This is a genomic window from Pantoea sp. F_5, assembly GCF_008631595.1.
In the GTDB taxonomy this organism is placed as follows: domain Bacteria; phylum Pseudomonadota; class Gammaproteobacteria; order Enterobacterales; family Enterobacteriaceae; genus Pantoea; species Pantoea gossypiicola.
Window position 1 is genome coordinate 53,660 of record NZ_VWUO01000015.1, and the last position, 17,066, is coordinate 70,725.

The following is a 17,066-nucleotide window of genomic DNA, read 5'->3' on the forward strand; positions in this document are numbered from 1 at the left end:
TCTTTCAGCCTGAAATAAAAAGCAACGTTGATGCTTTATGCCAGATACTTTATCAAATGAGACTGATAATTAATCTATTGCCGAAAATTAATTTCTGGCAAGGTAACGGGCATTTCTTCCTGATGCGTTAAAAAATTTTATAACTGCGTCTGAATTAAGTCACAGAACGCTGTAATCACCAGGGTAAAAAGAGGATATCTCATGAAAAAAACGTTATTGTCGCTGTGCCTGTTAGGCTTGTCGTGCACACCCGCTATCACGCTGGCTCAACAGCCTGTGACCTGTGTTAAAGCTTCTGAGGAGGATGTGGCCAATCTGTTTGATACATGGAACACTACGCTGGCAACTGGCGATGCCACTAAAGTCTCTGAATTATATGTCAGCGATGCCGTGCTGCTGCCAACTATTTCAAACCATGTGCGTCTGACAGATCAGGAACGCATCAACTATTTTAAAGACTTCCTGAAAAAAGGTCCGAGCGGTAAAATTGATTCCCGCACCATCCGAATTGGCTGTAATAAAGCGATTGATGCCGGCGTTTACACCTTTACCTTCAAAGATAATACGCACGTTACAGCACGCTATACCTTTACTTACGTCTGGGATGGTAAGGGCTGGAAAATCTCAACCCATCACTCTTCAGCTATGCCAGAACCAGTGAGCCAGTAATATTCGTTTCGCATTATTATTGATTTTTTTAAAATCAGCCTCTGGATATTTCAGAGGCTGATTGTTATGGTCAAAAAAATTTATTTAGTACCAACCAGAAACACCCGAAGAAGGCAAAGCTTTATTATGAATTAGCTTTGCGAATATTGTAATAACCACGCTATTTACTTCGTTCTGACCAACTGACTATTATCGCTTTCAACGTTAATAAATGTGACGCGCTCAATATCAGCCAGTCTGCTTTGACGCCTGTCTCTTTTTCCGGAAGCGCTATGAAACTCATCTCAGATCCTCCCGAGACTTGCCTGGCGGCCGTCATTACCCGACGCGATCAGGCTATTCAGGCTGCCCATTCGCTGGCTGAACAGGCGAAACCTGGTGCCATCGAACGCGATCAGCAACGACTTTACCCCCGCGACCTGCTCGACAAGTTTACCCGGCTCGGCCTGGGCAGCATCAGTATTCCACGCCGCTATGGTGGCGGGGGACTGGATTTTCAGACAATCGCGGAGGTATTCCGCATCATCTCAGCCAGCGATCCCTCTCTGGGCCAGATTCCGCAAAATCACTTTGGTCTGATCCAGTTCATTCTTGGCGAAGGCAACCCGCAACAACAGTCAACATTGCTGCAGGCGGTGGTCAGTGGCAAACGACTGGGCAACGGGGGCCCCGAGAAGAACACCCGCCATACGCGGGACATTCAGGCACGGCTGGTCAGTGACGGTCTGGAACACCATCTGACCGGAGAGAAATTCTATTCAACCGGTGCATTATTCGCAGACATTCTGGTAACCACCGCTCTGCAGGAGGGTGACCAGCCTGCAATGGCTTTTATCCCGCTGCCTGCCGACGGCGTAGAGATTATTGATGACTGGTCAGGCATGGGTCAGCGAACCACGGCCAGCGGCACGGTAAGGCTTGATCGGGTTGCCGTAGATCCTGCATTGCTTATCCCCTTGCCGCCAGCTGAAAAACCGACCCTGCGCGGTGCTGTCTCGCAGCTGATTCAGGCGGCGATTGATGCCGGTATCGCCCAGGGTGCGCTGGACGATGCACTGGAGTTTGTCCGCAGCAGCTCACGCCCCTGGGTGGATGCAGGCGTGGAGCGCAACGCTGACGATCCCTACATCCTTGCTGACATCGGTCGTATCAGTACTGAACTGAGCGCCGCAAATGCCTTACTGCGCCGAGCCGCAAAGATGCTTGATTCACTCGATCAGCAGGCACTGACAGTGGAAAACAGCGCAGCCGCCTCTATTGCCGTAGCGGAAGCCAAAGTGCTGACCACCGACATTGCGCTGCGTGCCAGTGAAAAATTGCTGGAGTGGGGCGGCAGTCGCGCCACGCTCCTGCAGCATGGGCTGGATCGCCACTGGCGCAATGCGCGCACTCATACGCTGCACGATCCGGTGCGCTGGAAAACATACGCTATAGGCAATTACTACCTCAATGCGATCTACCCCGCGCGTCATGCATGGATTTAAGGAGACAGAATGAGTCAGGTTCAGCCCAAACAGTATGCTTCCCGTATTTGTAACGAGCAGCATGCACTGGAAGTGGCTGCGCAACTGGCGCAGCAGTTCCGCGAGGGGGCCGCAGCGCGAGATCGTGAACGTGAACTGCCGCATTCCCCTCTGCAGACCCTGTTTCAATCAGGATTAGGGGCGATTACCGTGCCGCAGGCCTATGGAGGCATTGCCGTATCAACCGCCACACTCGTGTCTGTGATCACGCTGATTAGCGAGGCTGATGCAGCGATCGGTCAGGTTCCGCAGAATCACTACTACGCGCTGGAAGTTCTGCGCGTTAACGGCAGTGAATCACAAAAACAGCGGTTGTATCGGGAAGTACTGACTGGCGTGCATCTGGGTAATGCGCTGGCTGAGTTCTCCTCCCGTGCCGCACATCAGCGGACCACGCAGATTCGGTGCAATATTATCAACGGCAACAAGTTCTACGCTACCGGTGCGCTGTTTGCTGACCGCATTCCCACGGCTGCGCGCGATGAAGAGGATAAAGAGCAACTGGTATTTGTGCCACGTCATCTGGCGGGTGTGACCGTTATTGATGACTGGAGCGGGTTTGGTCAGCGCACCACAGGCAGCGGCAGCGTCCTCTTCGAAAACGTCACGGTGGATGCTGCAGATGTGGTGCCGTTTCAGACAGCATTTGAGCGGCCAACGACTGTCGGCCCTTTTGCGCAGATTATGCACGCCGCTATCGATCAGGGAATTGCACGCGCCGCATTTAACGACATGCTCGACTTTCTGCGCCAGCGTGCCCGGCCCTGGCCTGACAGCGGGGTAACGCGTGCCACTGATGACCCCTTAACGCTCGATCGCACCGGACGTCTGGCGGCGCGACTGAGCGCCGGTGACGCCCTCTTAGCTGAGGCAGGCGCAGTCATCGACGCCGCGCAACAGCAGTCTGACGCCGCGACGGTAGCGCTGGCCTCGGTTGAGGTAGCCAGAGCGCGCGCCTGGACGACAGAAGTCTCGCTGGAAGCGGCTAATTTGCTGTTTGAACTGGGCGGTTCACGCTCCAGCCTGCGTGAATATAATTTTGATCGCCACTGGCGTAACGCTCGCACCCATACCCTGCACGATCCGGTACGCTGGAAATATCCTGCCATCGGCAATTACCTTTTGAATGGTGTTCTGCCGCCTCGCCGGGGCACGCTATGACTCAGAAACAGATTCTGCTCAACGCGTTTAATATGAATTGTGTCGGCCATATCCATCACGGTATGTGGACGCACCCTGAAGATCGTTCAATCGAGTTCAATACGCTGGCCCACTGGACTGATCTGGCACGCCTGCTGGAACGCGGACTGTTCGATGGGCTCTTTATTGCGGATATTCTGGGCGTCTATGACGTTTATCAGCAGGGTATTACGCTAACGGCACGCGAGTCAATACAGCTACCGGTCAACGATCCGCTGATGCTGGTTTCGGCTATGGCGGGCGTTACGCAGCATCTTGGCTTCGCCGTTACCGCTAATCTCAGTTATGAAGCACCGTTTCCTTTTGCGCGCCGTCTATCAACACTCGACCATCTGACTCAGGGACGGATAGGCTGGAACATCGTCACCGGCTACCTGGACAGCGCCGCCCGTGCCATGGGAAACAAACAGCTGCTGGCACACGATGAGCGCTATGCACAGGCTGATGAGTTTCTCGATGTCAGTTATCAGCTATGGGAAGGAAGCTGGCAGGATGATGCGCTGGTTGTCGATCGCGCGAATCGCCTTTACGCAGACGCCACGAAAATTCATCCGGTCAGGCATCAGGGTGAATTTTATCAGGTTGAGGGCTATCACCTCAGCAGTCCGTCCCCCCAGCGTACCCCGTTGCTGTTTCAGGCGGGCACCTCTGCACGCGGGATTCAGTTTGCTGCGCGTCATGCTGAATGCACTTTTGTTAACGCAGCGACACCCACAGCGATGCGGCAGCAGACACAGCGACTGCGGCAGGCGGCGGTGGAGGCAGGCCGACGTGCAGATGATTTGCGCATTTTTATGGGTGTCGGCGTAATCGTGGCCCCGACAGAGCGTGAAGCACAGGAGAAACACCGCAGTTATCTTGAATATGCCAGCCCGGAAGCGGGCATTGCCCATTTCTCCAGTTCCATTGGTCTCGATCTGGCCGCCTTTGAGCTCGACGAGCCCATTATCAGCGGGGAGACCAGGGCTATCGAATCGGTCAGTAAAGCCTACAGCGGCTGGACCCGTCGTCGCCTGCTGGAGCAGCATGCGATGGGCAGTCGCTATCCACTCATAATTGGTAATCCCGCGCAGGTCGCGGACGCGCTGCTGCACTGGATGGATGAAGGCGACATTGACGGCTTTAATCTGACCCGCATTCTGAACCCGCAGAGTTATCGCGACTTTATCGATTTAGTTGTACCTGAACTCCAGCTGCGCGGGCGCTATAAAACGGCTTACCAGCCCGGTTCACTGCGCCACAAAATTTTCCAGCAGGATCGCCTGCCCGAACGTCACCCGGCGGCACGCTGGCGTCATTCCGCCTGACCTCATTGATCTATTTAACCTCAAGGAATCACTATGACACGCTCAAAAACACTACGCGCCGCCCTGGGCGGTCTGCTGCTGACTCTCAGTGCCGCTGCGACCGCAGCGAACTACTCCGGCCCGCTCAAAGTGGGGACCACCGCCGCGTTTGCCCCGCCGCTGGAGACCGCCGTCGCCGAAGCAAAGAAGCAGGGCCTGGATGTTGAACTGGTCGAATTTACCGACTGGACGGCACCTAACGTCAGCGTTGAAAACGGTGATATCGACGTCAATCTGTTCCAGCACAAGCCTTTTCTGGAGAATGCTAATCAGTCTGGCGGCTTCCACCTGGTCGCTTATGCGCCGGCCATCATTAATAACATTGGTCTTTATTCCAAAAAACACAGTGCGATTGATCAGATTCCCGAAGGCGGCACCGTTGCTATCGCCAACGATCCAATTAATGGCGCACGCGGATTATTACTGCTGCAGAAGGCGAGGCTGATTACGCTCAAACCGGGTGTGGGACTGAAAGCAACCGTTGATGACATCGTCAGCAACCCAAAAAAGCTGAAAATTATCGAGGTGGAAGCCGTACAGCTCTCACGGTCATTGGAAGAGGTCGACCTGGCGCAGGGCTACCCACACTATCTGCGTCTGGCAAAGACAATTGATCCCAATAAGGCGCTGCTGTTCGACGGGCTGGAGCACCCGGAATATGTGATTCAGTTTGTAATCCGTCAGGGCCATCAGGACGATCCGCGACTGGCAAAGTTTGTTGATATCTATCAGCACTCTCCGGTAGTACGCGCCAGCCTCGACAATTTCTATGGCAAACTCTATCAGCCAGGCTGGAGCCAGTAAACATGGTCAGCCTTAGCATCCCTGAGACGTCGGCATTGTCCGATGCCGCTACGCGCCATACCAGCGGTGCTTCACACGTCATCATTGAAGCATTAAGTAAATGTTATCCCGGCCAGTCTGTGGATGCACTGCGCAATATTAATCTCGGGATCCATCGCGGAGAAATATTCGGCATCATTGGCCGCAGCGGTGCGGGAAAATCTACGCTCATCCGCTGCCTCAATCGTCTGGAAGAGCCGACTGCCGGGCGCATTGTGATCGATGGCACCGATATCAGCGCGCTTAACACGCGGCAACTGGTCGAATGGCGGCGCAGCACCGGCATGATTTTCCAGCACTTCAATCTGCTATCGGCCAAAACCGTACGGCAGAATATTGAGCTACCGCTCAAAGTGGCAGGCGTACCTGCTGCCGTGCGGGCGCGCAAAGTGGATGAGCTGCTGGCGCTGGTCGGGCTGGAGGCGCGGCAACACGCCTGGCCCGCACAACTTTCCGGTGGACAGAAACAGCGCGTCGGTATTGCCCGTGCGCTGGTCCATGATCCGGAACTGCTGCTGTGCGATGAAGCGACATCAGCACTCGACCCCGAAACGACACGCTCGATTCTGGCGCTGCTTAAAAAGATCAATCAGCAACGCCATATTACCATTGTATTGATCACTCATGAGATGGACGTCGTTCATGACCTTTGCCACAACGTTGCGGTAATCGATCAGGGTGAAATCATTGAGTGCGGCCCGGTCTGGCAGGTTTATAGCGACCCGCAGCAGGAGACGACGCGCCAGCTGCTGAACCCCAATCATCATGCTCTGCCGGAGTCGGTCGTCACACGCCTGACTGCCCACCGGCAACATCATCAATCCCGTTTGTTAGTCCGGTTACGTTACACAGGGCAGGGTGCACAACCCGATATCGGTGCGCTGAGTGCAGAGCTCGCAGGCGAAATCACCCTGATTTACAGCGCTATCGAGTGGGTTGACAGCAAACCCACCGGCCAGTTGTTGCTCCTGCTGGATGCCCGACACGAGGCGCAATCTGTGACAACACAACTGGCGCACATCGCCGATCGACTGGAGGTATTAGGTTATGTCACCGGCTATTGAACGTTTATGGGTCGCCTTTCTGGATACGCTGCTGATGGTAGGTGTCTCCTCTGCGCTCGCGCTCGCGCTGGGCTTACCGATGGCGGTGATTCTGGTGGTCAGCGGACGCGGCGATCTTTTTCCCAGCCCACTCCTTAATCGGGTGCTGGGCTGGGTGGTTAACCTCTTTCGTTCTATTCCCTTTTTGATCCTGATGGTGGCGTTAATTCCCTTTACCCGCTGGATTGTGGGAACCACCTATGGCGTCTGGGCAGCCGTCGTACCGCTCACCCTTGCAGCTACCCCGTTTTTTGCCCGTATTGCGGAAGTGAGCCTGCGTGAAGTTGATAAAGGGCTGACCGAAGCGGCACAGGCCATGGGATTTCATCGCTGGCATATTATCTGGCATGTGCTGCTGCCTGAAGCGCGGCCTGGCATCGTCAGCGGTTTTACCATCACGCTGGTGACGATGATCAACGCGTCAGCCATGGCCGGCGCTATCGGTGCAGGCGGATTGGGGGATCTGGCGTATCGTTATGGTTATCAGCGTTTTGATATGCAGGTGATGGTGACAGTGATTGTGGTGCTGGTTGCGCTGGTGACACTCCTTCAGTTGTGTGGCGATCGGCTGTCGCGTCGCCTGAACCATCGCTAAACGTATAAGGCCGGGTTCCCCCGGCCTTGCTGTTTTATGCCCCTTCGCCGTTGCCGATCTGCCAGATAAATGTCGGATCGTTGCCATTGACCTCCCAGTCACCCACATTGCGGATTTTGTAGATCACCGGGTTGTGTGATGACACTGTGCGGGCGTTGCGCCAGTGCCGATCCAGCGCCTTGCTGACGCGGGTATCGGACGCGCCCAGCGCATTGAAGCACTCCGTGGCAGCTCGCGTCACTAACTCCACCGCGACGACCTGCGCCCGGGCGGACTCCACCTCTGCCTGAACGTTCGCCGCGTGAAGCTCCGCTTCATTCGCACCGCTCAGTTGCAGTTCAAATGCCCGTTGCAGTGAGTGGGTCGCCCGATCAACGGCGGCTTCAGCGGCCCAGGTCCAGCTGCTGATCTGACCGACTACCTGCAGCACCTGCACATCCTGCTTAACCTGAGGCGCATTGCCGTGGCTGTAAATCCGTTTACGCTGTGCGACCCCCTTTGACGCATCGCGCACTACGGCCCGGCCTATACCCGCCAGCGTAGCTAATAACACATGCTGATAAAATGCGGTCTGATAGCGAAAGCGCTCACTGAAATCATAAACGTGCGGCTGCTCCACGCGGGCATGATGAAAGCGTGTGGTGCCACTGCCGGTCAGCCGCTGCCCGAAACCATCCCAGTCATCATCACGCTCTACCTCATTCTGATGCGTGTTCACCAGCGCGATGACATCGCGGCCGTTGTCAGTCCGCTGTGCATAGACATCAATCCAGTCCGCATAGAGCGTGCCGGTGCTGTAAAACTTCTCACCGCTGATGCGCCATTCTCCCTCTGCCGGTGAGACCTGGGTGTTGACCTCACCCAGCTTAACCGCTCCGATTTCACTCCAGCCACTGCCCACCAGCTCGCCATCCACGAAACGGCGGAACCATTGCCGTCGATCCTCACTCTCCGGCTGATTCAGGCGATCCTCAATAAAGGCAAAGTGCGCGCGCAGTGCCTGCGGCAGATTCGAATCCGCTTCAGCCAGCGCGGTCAGCAGAGAAAAAAGCTGCGGCAGTGAGACGCCGAAGCCGCCTTCTTCTTTGGGGATGCGCAGGGTGCCGAACCGCGCCTCTTTCAGCCAGCGGATTGGCTCATGCAGCAGAGTACGGTTGATTTCACGCGCGGCAGCGCCTTCAGCAATGCGGTTAAAGAGTGGCCGGAACTGTTCGGTCAGCGCGGAAAATTCAGTACGGGTTAATTCAGACATGATCTTCTCCTGTTGCAGATTGTTCATCAATGTCCTGTCGGGTCGGTTCAAACCGGATAATCAACAGGAAAATAATGGGGATAAGGGCGGCGAGAGAGACGATCCAGAACATGTTGGTACCATAACGGGCCTGCAGAATGGGCAGGATAAATAGTGCCAGCGCACTGCCGATACCAGAGAGCGAGCGACTGAAGCCAACACCGGTTGCGCGAATGTGGGTAGGATAAGAGAGCGCCGGATAGATCATTAACTGCGCACCGGGGCCGAACCCTTCGGCAAACAGCCAGAGTCCCAGCATGAGCACGGCAAACACCACGCCAGCAGTGGCCTGTGGATGACCGATCAGCGCCAGCGAGATCAGCGCAATAAACTGCAGGGCAAAACCCGCAATCGCCACATGTCTGGAAGGGAACTTCCATGCCAGCCGCATCCCCAGCAGACCGCCGGTAAAGGCAAACAGCGCGTTCAGCCCTAGTGAGGCGGAGATGGTTTCAAACACGCCCGCGCCCAGGAACTGCGCCAGGATAGAGGGCAGAAAGAATGCGATGGCGGTGTACTCAAATGCGATACAGACGTTCATTACTGCGCTGACGATCGTGCGTTCGAGGTAAGGCTTCTGAAACAGCACGCGGAAACTCACTTTCGGGGCCGCTTTCGCGGTTTCGGTTTTTTCGGGCTGCTCTTCATGCGCAATAATGCCGTAGGAGTCGCGCAGGATACGAACTGCACCGCTCAGGTCTCCCTGATTGGCTGCCCACAGCGGTGACTCATTCATGAATTTGCTGCGCACGGCGATAATGAGCAGCGCCGGTACCGCGCCAAACAACAGCGAGGCACGCCATAACCAGTCGATGTGTTCGGCAGGCAGCAGGAAATAGAGCGCAAAAATAATAAAGAAACAGGCAGATGACGCGGCGTACCACATCGGGCACCAGGCCGCGAGACGCGACGCTTTGTTGCCTTTGCCGGAGAATTTAGAGAACTCTGCCAGGTAGGCCATGGCAACCGGCAGATCGATCCCGACCCCGATGCCCATCAGAAAGCGTGCGCCAATCAATACCCAGACGTTGGGTGCCAGACCCGCAGCTATCGCAGAGACCACAAAGAACAGCATGTCCGCCATAAACACCGAGTAGCGGCCATATTTATCGGTCAGCCAGCCGCCAACCAGATTACCGACGATAGTGCCGATCATAATTGAAGAGGTGACCAGTCCGGTCAGCACCGGGGTTAAGCCAAACTCTTTCACGACATCGTCAATACCATAAGAGAGCGTGGTGAGATCGTAAGCATCAAGAAATACACCGCCCAGCGCCAGGAACACAATCCAGCGGGCGTAGCTGTTGTTCTCCGTATTACTGTTGATTAGCCGGGCCACATCACTCACCGAACGAACCGGCGTGGAGTGGGGCGGCGGAGCGGTCAGGGTGTTGTCAATCTCTAATGTACTCATCATATCCTCGTTATTATATTCAGCAGGTAACGAGGTTTTTATAGGCATTCCCGGCTCAGTAAACAACCAACAAATATGGATAACTATTCTATATAATTCAATAAGTTAATCTCATTTATCAGACATGGAAAAGACCGGATGAATGCAGTGATTCATCCGGTTCGGGCCAGTCCAGGCCTGTTGATTATTCTGCGGAAACCGGCACCAGCACGCCTTTCACCAGCGGATCCTGCGTTTCTTTCAGCCACTGCTGTAGCCGGGGGTCGGCGAAGGCTTTTTTAAGCCGGACAATATTTTCATCTGCCAGCCAGGGCGTACCTATAACCAGTTGAGAGGCAAAGGTGCGAGGGGCTGGCGGGAATAAAATGCCTTTTTCGCGCGGTACTTTTCCGGCATCAAACTGTGAAACATAACCGATGGCTGCATCAACCGAATTCAGCGCACGTGGCATGGTCAACAGATCCAGCTCTTTAAAGTTGAAACCATGAGGATTCTCTTTGATGTCTTTGAGTTTTGCGGTGCGTGGCTCAATCGCCGGATCGAGGCCAATCAGGCCGATACGCTGCAGTAGCCATAAGGCCTGTCCCTGATTAGCGCCATCATTGGGCACCACAATCTCCGCGCCCTGTGGCAGTTCACTGATGGCACGGTAGCGATCTGAGTAGATGCCAAACGCCCACTGGAACAGCGGCAGGGTGGCTGTCAGCGGAAATTTATTGGCATCCACCACCTGTTTCAGCCACCACTGATGCTGATAGACGGTGGCGGCATATTTACCCTCCGCCACTGCGCGATCGGCCTGTACCGGATCCTGCAATCCTTCCGCCTCCAGTTTAATGCCGTAGTCGGGCGCTATATGTTGCGCCACAAACTGAATCAGCCGCTCTTCACCGGCCATCGCCGGTTCAAAATGGACTTTCAGCGTGGTGCCAAAAGTGACGGTGCGGGCCTTGTGCGCAACCTGATACCAGACCGCAGCGGCAATCAACAGTAAGACCACCCCAGCCACTACCCACGGCCATTTTTTCTTCTGTCGGATTTCAAAGTCGTGATGCGTCATGTTGAATGTTTTCCCTGATAAGGTTGCAGCGCCGAAATCAAACGGTCGCCTAAAAACTGAACCAGCTGAATAGTGACGATCAGCACCATAATGGTGGCCACCATGATGTGATTATCAAAACGCTGATAACCGTAAACCACAGCCAGATAGCCAATCCCCCCGGCACCGATCGTTCCGGCGATAGCGGAATACTCAATCATCGAAATAAGATTCAGCACAATGGCTGCCACAATTGCGGGCAGGGCTTCACTGATCTGGGCGCGGGTAATGATTTGCCATGTGGAACCGCCGGAGACCAGGCCCACGGCGGTGACATCAGCGGGCAGTTCACGCAACGCATTGCTGACCAGTCGGGCAAAAAAGGGCGTGCCGGCGATGATCATCGGTACCACGGCTGCGGGGATGCCAATAGTGGTGCCGGTCAGCCAAAAGGTAAAAGGGATAATGGCGGCCATCAGCACCAGAAAAGGGAGTGAACGGCCCATGTTGATAATCCAGCCCAGAATCTGGTGCAGCGTCCTGTGCGGAAACAGCCCCTGCCGCGAGGTGTTAAACAGCACCACCCCCAGCAGGCCACCGAGTGTCACCACAAACAGCATCACCACAGCCACCATCAGCCAGGTTTCTCCGTAGGCCGGCAGCATCAGCGCCGGGATCTGGTTCCACGGCGTATCCTGGCTCAATACGTCAGCCGGTTTCATACCACCTCCTGCAGGGCCGCACGTTGTTCCAGGATCTCAGCATGAATACCATAGTGCTGCAGTTGCTCTGTCACCTGCCTGGGCGTGATACCAGAATGGGAAAAGCGAATGGCCACCCGCATCCGTCCCGCCAGCGCATCGCCAACCTGCTCAACGTGTGCGGCCAGCAGATCCACCTGCACGGCAAACTGCTGCGTCAGACGGCTGATCCAGTCGATAGCAATCGGGCGGTCGCCATAGGTGAGTTGCAGCAGCAGATCGCCGGACCCAGCGAGTGGCTGGAGTGGGAACAGTTGCTGGCCGAGCGACGAATCGGGCGTGGCCAGCAGCTGACGTAAATGGCCCTGTTGCACCAGCCTGCCGTCTGCAATCTGCGCGACGGCGTCGGCTGCGCGCCGCACCACATCCATTTCGTGGGTAATAAAGATGATTGATAGCCCAAACTGATCGCGCAGGGTTTTCAGTAACGTCAGAATGGCGCGGGTGGCATCCGGATCAAGCCCGGACGTAGCCTCGTCAGCCAGCAACACCGAGGGCTTAAGCGCCAGCGCCCGGGCGATACCCACACGCTGGCGCTGGCCGCCCGAGAGCTGAGACGGATAAAAGCCCGCCTTGTCACTCAGACCGACGCTCTCCAGTAGCGTACCAACATGGCGTTTGATCTCCACAGGCACCACGCCCAGCCATTCCAGCGGCAGCGCCACATTTTCCCAGGCGGTTTTGCGCTGCAGCAGCGCGGATGACTGAAACACCGTGCCTATCGCCCGACGTTTGTGACGTAAAGTCTCACCCGTGTAATGTGAGAGATCCTCACCATTGACCCGGATGCTTCCCGATGTCGGTCGCTCCAGCAGACTGATGCACTTTGCCAGCGTCGATTTTCCCGCGCCGCTTGGCCCGACGACCGCCGTAATTGAACCGGCAGGAACGCTGAGCGTAATATCTTTCAGCACCTCAATCTGACGGTTCTGTGGCCCGGCGTACGTTTTACTCAGCCCCGTAATCTCAATCATGAGGCCTCCACGCTTTCTGTCCACTGCTCCGCGCCTGTGATACGGCGATAACCGGCACCCGGATGCGGCACTGCCAGCCGTGGTCCCTGCCCGAACAACTTCTCACGCAGCGTGCCGGGTTGATAGTCCTGCTTGTAAACGCCGCGCTTTTGCAGTTCCGGCACCAGCAGTTCCACCACGTCAGTGAAGGTTTCGTGCGTCACGGCGTAAGCGAGGTTAAACCCGTCAACGTCGGTTTCTTCAACCCAGCTCTGCAACTCATCGGCCACAGTTTCGGCGCTACCCACCAGCAGCGGGCCAAAACCGCCAATGCCCACCCAGTCAGCCAGACCCTGCACCGTCCACTGACGGTTGGGGTCGGCCGTGGAGAAGGTTTCGACCGCCGACTGAATGGCGTTGGTATGCAGATGCTTCAGGACCTGATCCGGCTGATACTGCCCGAAATCAATACCTGTCCAGCCCGAGATGAGCGCCAGCGCGCCTTCGTAACTGACATAGCTTTTGTACTCCTGCCATCTGGCCTGTGCCGCCAGGTCAGTTTCACCCACTATCACCGTCTGCAGATTGAAGACCAGTATGGAACGCGGGTCGCGTCCCGCCTCAGCGGCCCTGCGGCGAATATCCGCCACGGTTTTCTTCAGCAGCACTTTCGACGGTGCCGCGACAAATACACATTCAGCATGCTCCGCTGCAAAGGCTTTACCGCGGCTGGAGGCACCGGCCTGATAAAGCACCGGCGTGCGCTGCGGTGACGGCTCGCAAAGATGAATACCCGGCACCTGGAAAAACGTTCCCTGATGGTTAATCGGATGGATTTTACTGGGGTCGCTGAAAATATGACGTTCACGATCACGCAGGACAGCGTCGTCTTCCCAGCTTCCTTCAAGCAGCTTATAGATAACCTGCAGATACTCATCGGCGTAGTCGTAGCGTGCATCGTGATCGGTCTGGGTCTGCTGGCCAATGTTGCGTGCACCACTTTCCAGATAGGAGGTGACAATATTCCAGCCAATACGGCCTTTGGTCAGATGATCCAGGGTCGAGATCCGTCGCGCAAACGGGTAGGGGTGTTCAAACGACAACGAGGCGGTCAGGCCAAAGCCCAGGTGTTCCGTCACCATGGCCATCGGCGTGATTAATGCCAGCGGATCGTTAACCGGCACCTGTGTCGCCTGACGGATGGCGGCATGGTTATTACCGTTGAGCACGTCGTAGACACCCAGCACGTCAGCAATAAACAGCCCGTCAAACTTACCGCGCTCCAGCAGGCGGGCTAAATCGGTCCAGTATGCCAGGTCCTTGTACTGCCATGAGCGGTCGCGGGGATGCGCCCACAAGCCGGGTGACTGATGACCAACACAGTTCATATCGAAAGCATTCAGGCGAATTTCACGTTGCGATGACATAGCGACTCCAGAGCGGATGCGGCAATCGCTTGCCGCCCACCTTTTAAAGTGTGTTTCAGGAGGAAGGTTCAGTAGGTGAGTGAGCCGGGACATCGCTCGCTGAGCGGCAGTGGCGGGGCACTAAGCAGTTGCCTTGCTACAGATTCAGCATGTTCCGCCACCTGCGGTAATCCCATCAGCTCGCCAAAGCGCCCCCGCGCGGCAGGCCCGGCGACATAGAGATGTGGATTAGCCTTGCCCTGCGCATTCAGCGTCTGTGATAGCGCATTGACCCGGATTCCCAACGCCAGCGGGTCAGGCTGGATAACGCCATCGCCATGGAGCTGACGCAGCAGCGCAGTGCTGTTAAGCAGAGCGTTGTGTGCAGGGCCGGTGGTGACAATGACTTTATCCACCTCCAGCATGTGTGATTGCGCGCCACGCAGGCGCAGCGTGAGCCGAAGAGTGTTTCCCCTCGCATCAGCGGCAATCAGACGTGCCGCCAGCAGCGACAGCTGACCGCTGGCCTGCTGCTGGCTAAGAACCTGGCTCACCTGCGGCGCAATGCGGTAGCGGTGAACATCCCACCAGGGGCGAAGGTGATGCAGAAAGCGCTGCTGCTCATGCAGCGAAAGACTCTGCCAGATGCGCTGACCGTTACGGCGAATATCATCCAGCACCAGCTGCCAGGGCAGATTCAGCGCCGCCGCCTGTTTAACTTCCTGTCGCACCCGATGTAACCAGCCGCGCGCGGTCGCAGGTTGCGGCTGATCGTAATCCAGCGTGTAGTTCTCAAAACTGCCACTCAGGTTGGCGCGCGGCAACTGACCACGACGGGAGAAGCCGGTAATCTTTCCGCGGTGCAGCTGGCGATCCAGTGACGCCACGACATCGGACATGGTCAGGCCTGAACCGATAATCGCGACCCGATCGTCACGGGCGACCTGCGCCAGCGCGTCGCGCTGCCAGGGATTGGCAATCAAATCCGGATGGCCCTGTAACGGCCTCAGCAGAGCAGGCAGATCCGGCGGAGGATGGCTGATCGCCAGCACCACCTGATCGGCATGAATCTGCTGCCCGGAGGCCGTGGTCACCACGCCATCTTTAAAAGCGACGGCACTGTCACGCAGATGGCTCAGTTTCACCGGTGAGTGCTGCTGCTGATGAACAAACTGCGCATTGACCCAGTGACCAAACTCACCGCGCTGCGGGTAGACATTACCGTCATGCCACAGCGCTTCTGGATCGGCCCTGAAGTCGGGCGAGGCGCGATAGTCGCGATCAAATGCCCCCTCTTCATCACCGACAAGCTGCATTCTGGCGGCTGGCACATTAATGCGGTGGGCTGGATCGGTAGTGCCGTATGCCACGCCCTGCGCCAGCTGCGCGCGAGGTTCAATCACCGTCACCTGCAACCCCGCCTGGCCAGCGCGGGCCAGATGGATCGCCAGCGCAGTGCCGGTGAACCCGCCGCCGATAATGACAATCTGCTGTTGTGACATAAGCGAGCCTTTTTCTGTTAACTAACTAGCCGGCGCTGGCCTGTTTAGCCGGGCGACGGTCGCCGCCGATGGTTTCACCAAACGGGCCGGTATTCACGCTGCGCTGTTTCTTTTCGGCGTTGGCGGCCAGCGGTAACAATGGCATGACCAGTTCAGCAAAGCGGTGTGCCTCTTCAAGGTGTGGATAGCCGGAGAAGATAAAGTTCTCAATGCCCAGTGCCTGATACTCCCGGATACGATCGGCAACCTGCTGCGGATTGCCGACCAGCGCAGTTCCTGCGCCGCCGCGCACCAGGCCGACACCCGCCCAGAGATTGGGACCGATGCGCAGGCTCTCCCGCGAACCCTGATGCAAGGCACTCATCCGCGCCTGACCGGTGGAGTCCATGCGGGCAAAGATCTTCTGCGCGGCGGCAATAGTCTCTTCATCCAGATGCGAAATCAGCCGATCGGCCGCTGCCCAGGCTTCCTCTTCCGTTTCTCGTACAATGACATGCAACCGGATGCCATAAGAGAGCGTGCGGCCATTCTCCTGCGCCCGCTGGCGAACCACCGCCAGTTTCTCCGCGACCTGCTCAACCGGCTCGCCCCACGTCAGATAGGTGTCGATCTGATTCGCAGCAACGTCGATAGCGGCCTCAGACGAGCCACCGAAATAGAGTGGCGGACCGTCTTCCTGCACCGGCGGGAAGAGGATCTCAGCGCCTTCCACGCGAATATGTTCGCCTTCAAAGTCGACCTTCTCGCCTTTCAGCAGGCGGGAATAGACCTCAAGAAATTCTTTGGTCACCTGATAGCGCTCTTCATGACTCAGGAAGATGCCGTCGCCTTTGTTCTCCACCGGATCGCCACCTGTGACCACGTTGATCAGCAACCGGCCGCCGGAAAGACGATCCAGCGTCGCCGCCATACGCGCCGCCAGGCTGGGCGGTTGCAGGCCGGGACGCACGGCCACTAAATAGCGCAGCTTTTTGGTAATCGGTGCCAGTGCCGAGGCGACCAACCATGAATCCTCGCAGCTTTTACCGGTCGGGATTAACACACCGTAGTAGCCCAGATTATCTGCCGCCAGCGCAACCTGCTGTAAATAGGGTAAATCAACTGCTCTGCCGCCTTCGGTGGTGCCCAGATAGCGCCCGTCACCATGGGTAGGCAGAAACCAGAAGAGGTTGAGGTTTTCCTGTGTCGCATGACTCATTAGCAGATTCCTTTATAACGATATTCGAATTTATCACATAGGGTTAATCCCTTTGGTTATATAGGCTTTAGCAGGATGCGTGCCAGTACGGTGAAATTTTTTTATTATTAAAATTCAGTCATATAGCAACCTGCTGACTGGCGTTAATCTGCTGCATTGGCAACAGAGGCAGTTGCATCCTGCTGCATTGGCAACAATCTGACTTGTTTCGCCTCTCGTTTCG

The 17,066-nt window shown here is 56.4% G+C and carries 15 protein-coding genes; 7 read left to right on the top strand and 8 right to left on the bottom strand.

Annotated elements, in window-relative coordinates:
• The first annotated feature begins 201 nt into the window (after nucleotides 1-201).
• The 7 genes from F3I44_RS18075 (at nucleotide 202) to F3I44_RS18105 (ending at nucleotide 7,279) form a co-directional block, all read left to right on the top strand.
• Nucleotides 202-669: an SgcJ/EcaC family oxidoreductase gene (locus F3I44_RS18075; RefSeq protein ID WP_150015192.1), complete on the top strand. Its 468-nt coding sequence runs from the start codon at nucleotides 202-204 to the stop codon at nucleotides 667-669.
• Nucleotides 670-941: 272 nt separating this feature from the next.
• Entirely contained in the window at nucleotides 942-2,153 is a 1,212-nt protein-coding gene (locus F3I44_RS18080) for an SfnB family sulfur acquisition oxidoreductase (protein WP_150015191.1), read from the top strand.
• Between the two features lie 9 nt (nucleotides 2,154-2,162).
• Complete coding sequence (locus F3I44_RS18085) at nucleotides 2,163-3,353, top strand: SfnB family sulfur acquisition oxidoreductase (protein ID WP_150015190.1); 1,191 nt, start codon at nucleotides 2,163-2,165, stop codon at nucleotides 3,351-3,353.
• Nucleotides 3,350-4,699 (top strand): LLM class flavin-dependent oxidoreductase, encoded by a 1,350-nt coding sequence (locus F3I44_RS18090; RefSeq protein ID WP_150015189.1) that lies wholly within the window; start codon nucleotides 3,350-3,352, stop codon nucleotides 4,697-4,699. Before F3I44_RS18085 ends, F3I44_RS18090 begins: the two co-directional genes overlap by 4 nt.
• A 33-nt stretch (nucleotides 4,700-4,732) precedes the next feature.
• Nucleotides 4,733-5,542, top strand: a complete 810-nt coding sequence (locus F3I44_RS18095; protein ID WP_150015188.1) for a MetQ/NlpA family ABC transporter substrate-binding protein — start codon at nucleotides 4,733-4,735, stop codon at nucleotides 5,540-5,542.
• A 2-nt stretch (nucleotides 5,543-5,544) separates the two neighbouring features.
• Complete coding sequence (locus F3I44_RS18100) at nucleotides 5,545-6,645, top strand: methionine ABC transporter ATP-binding protein (protein WP_150015187.1); 1,101 nt, start codon at nucleotides 5,545-5,547, stop codon at nucleotides 6,643-6,645.
• Nucleotides 6,629-7,279, top strand: coding sequence for a methionine ABC transporter permease (locus F3I44_RS18105; protein ID WP_061060926.1), 651 nt, complete (start codon nucleotides 6,629-6,631; stop codon nucleotides 7,277-7,279). The genes F3I44_RS18100 and F3I44_RS18105 overlap by 17 nt, the downstream gene beginning before the upstream one ends.
• A gap of 34 nt (nucleotides 7,280-7,313) precedes the next feature.
• Here the strand turns inward: F3I44_RS18105 and F3I44_RS18110 are convergent, their stop codons facing one another.
• The 8 genes from F3I44_RS18110 to ssuD form a co-directional block, all read right to left on the bottom strand.
• Complete coding sequence (locus F3I44_RS18110; RefSeq protein ID WP_150015186.1) at nucleotides 7,314-8,531, bottom strand: monooxygenase; 1,218 nt, start codon at nucleotides 8,529-8,531, stop codon at nucleotides 7,314-7,316.
• Nucleotides 8,524-9,984 (bottom strand): MFS transporter, encoded by a 1,461-nt coding sequence (locus F3I44_RS18115; protein WP_150015226.1) that lies wholly within the window; start codon nucleotides 9,982-9,984, stop codon nucleotides 8,524-8,526. The genes F3I44_RS18110 and F3I44_RS18115 overlap by 8 nt, the downstream gene beginning before the upstream one ends.
• 184 nt (nucleotides 9,985-10,168) lie before the next feature.
• Entirely contained in the window at nucleotides 10,169-11,044 is an 876-nt protein-coding gene (locus tag F3I44_RS18120; RefSeq protein WP_150015185.1) for a MetQ/NlpA family ABC transporter substrate-binding protein, read from the bottom strand.
• Nucleotides 11,041-11,745, bottom strand: coding sequence for a methionine ABC transporter permease (locus F3I44_RS18125; protein WP_150015184.1), 705 nt, complete (start codon nucleotides 11,743-11,745; stop codon nucleotides 11,041-11,043). Before F3I44_RS18125 ends, F3I44_RS18120 begins: the two co-directional genes overlap by 4 nt.
• Entirely contained in the window at nucleotides 11,742-12,758 is a 1,017-nt protein-coding gene (locus F3I44_RS18130; RefSeq protein WP_150015183.1) for a methionine ABC transporter ATP-binding protein, read from the bottom strand. The genes F3I44_RS18125 and F3I44_RS18130 overlap by 4 nt, the downstream gene beginning before the upstream one ends.
• Nucleotides 12,755-14,164, bottom strand: coding sequence for an LLM class flavin-dependent oxidoreductase (locus tag F3I44_RS18135; protein ID WP_150015182.1), 1,410 nt, complete (start codon nucleotides 14,162-14,164; stop codon nucleotides 12,755-12,757). The genes F3I44_RS18130 and F3I44_RS18135 overlap by 4 nt, the downstream gene beginning before the upstream one ends.
• 68 nt (nucleotides 14,165-14,232) lie before the next feature.
• The gene (locus F3I44_RS18140) at nucleotides 14,233-15,645 is read right to left on the bottom strand and encodes an FAD/NAD(P)-binding protein (RefSeq protein WP_150019506.1); all 1,413 of its coding nucleotides are present in this window, start codon (nucleotides 15,643-15,645) and stop codon (nucleotides 14,233-14,235) included.
• 25 nt (nucleotides 15,646-15,670) lie between these two features.
• The gene (gene ssuD, locus F3I44_RS18145; protein WP_150015180.1) at nucleotides 15,671-16,843 is read right to left on the bottom strand and encodes an FMNH2-dependent alkanesulfonate monooxygenase; all 1,173 of its coding nucleotides are present in this window, start codon (nucleotides 16,841-16,843) and stop codon (nucleotides 15,671-15,673) included.
• Nucleotides 16,844-17,066: the final 223 nt, after the last annotated feature.